Source organism: Cloacibacillus sp. (genome assembly GCA_036655895.1).
Taxonomy (GTDB): Bacteria; Synergistota; Synergistia; order Synergistales; family Synergistaceae; genus JAVVPF01.
In genome coordinates this window covers 1-1932 of sequence record JAVVPF010000108.1, presented here as the reverse complement: position 1 = coordinate 1932, position 1932 = coordinate 1, and the positions used below count along the sequence as shown (strand labels likewise).

The 1932-nt window shown below is 38.5% G+C and carries 2 protein-coding genes; both read left to right on the top strand.

The window, feature by feature from the left end; all coding sequences use genetic code 11:
* The first annotated feature begins 272 nt into the window (after positions 1-272).
* Positions 273-944, top strand: coding sequence for a GntR family transcriptional regulator (locus tag RRY12_13105; protein MEG2185612.1), 672 nt, complete (start codon positions 273-275; stop codon positions 942-944).
* Positions 945-1596: 652 nt separating this feature from the next.
* Positions 1597-1932 (top strand): sodium:proton exchanger (locus tag RRY12_13100; GenBank protein ID MEG2185611.1); only part of this gene is annotated, 336 nt, incomplete at its 3' end.

Below are 1932 nucleotides of genomic sequence, written 5' to 3'. Positions count from 1 at the left end.
TACCTGCTGATAGGAGAACGCTACACCCCCTGGCTCGCGCTGGGAGCCGCCCTGATAATGAGCGGCATTTGGCTGGTAAATAGGAGGGAGAATTAAAAAACCAAACTGCAAAGATAGGCCGAGTTTCTTCGGTTGTTAGCACATTGGTTTATATGTTAAAGAACCGCATATCTTTTTTATGTATTTACTAAGGCATCATTTCTTTAAAGTCAATTTATTTGTGTTATTATATATTAAAATTATAGAGGTAAAATTAAGATAGGAGAGAGAGCATGGCATCTGTATCTGCCGAAGATATCGCATATAACGCTATTATTACTATGATAATTCAACACCACTACCCGCCAGGATCTTCTGTTGTCGAGGCACAGATAGCGGAGCATCTTAACATGAGTCGTACTCCGGTTCGTAGTGCGCTGAAAAGGTTAGTATCTGACGGACTCCTGGAGAGTACTTTAAATAAGGGATGCTTCGTGCCTAACCTTTCACGCAAAGATTTGGACAATTTATTTCATTTTCGCTATTTAATAGAACCAGACTGCGCTAAGGAGGCGGCTAAAAAATATACCCCAGCCTATAAAAAGAAAATCAGCGCTCTGTTAAAAGAAGAAGAGCGTTGCCTTAAAAGCGAAGGCGGCCAATTACATATTGTGAATGAAAAAATACACTCTATCATCGTTGACATCGCCGATAATGATTATTATCTCCATTCCGTAAAACAAGTTACATGGCGTTGCCAACTTTATCTTTTTTTCTTTGACAATTTCTATCTAAATAAAATCCTAGCTGGCACCAAATCCCCATCAGAGGACTTTACCAGTTCACGCCAACACGTCCTGCTCTTTGATGCAATTTCTCAGAACGATACTAAAAATGCATATATAATAATGCAAGAACACGTATCTTCAACATATGAACTTTTGACTACAAATAAGTGGCGCTAAATATTCCTCGCAAAATTGTAAACCAAGGGGGGCCGTCATACCTCCTCTATGTTATTGTTATTTTTGAAATCTTATTTCTACTTTCCTTTCTAATATAAGATCATATCGCCATCTATAAGACGCAGATAAAGGTTCTCTATATTCTTTGGCATATTATTCCTATTAAAAATATCTGCTAAAAATGTCTGCGTCACGAATTTGTATCTGCTTTGTATTGGATTTGTATAAATTAGCTAGATTCTGCTAAAGTACAAGATTTTCTCCCTGTTCATTCTTTCCATATTCTCCGTTTTTATCATTTCATCTTTATTCAAGGTATCAGTATATTCACCAAACACTGGTTTTGGTTTTTTCCTTTGCTTTACCTCACCCGCCGTTCACCATAAATATTGGCAACATGAACACTGCACAAAAATTCTAAGAGTTCGGGAATTATACCCACAAATGTTTAACAGTACAAAACCTTGCATCACCGTGCGACATTGCCGTTGATTCATTTATTATTGTGCTTCCGCCGTCCCTTGACAAAATCCCTTCGCAGATGTATATACATTATAGAACACAATATAGTATACGATTATTAAGTAATTAGATGCTGCTGTGTTTTAGAACGTCAAACCAAAATAAGAGCAACTTGAAGGGAGCAACAAAAATGAATGAGTATGGTTTCCTGTCAGTTATACCTCCGCTTTTGGCAATTTTTCTGGCTTTCAAAACAAAGGATGTTATTCTTTCTCTTTTTACCAGCGTTATGGTGGGGGCATTGATTGCCGCCGGCGGTAATCCGTATGTTGCACTGGTCAATCTGTGGAAAAAGTATATTTTTGCCCAGCTTACAAGCGCATGGGCAGCTGAATTAATAATATTGATGACGATAATTGGCGGATTTGTGGCAATCCTTGAAGCGTCTGGTGGCTTAGAGGCTCTTACACGCAAACTGTCCGTAGTAATTGGCAGTCGGGTAAAGGTACAACTGGCGGCATGGATT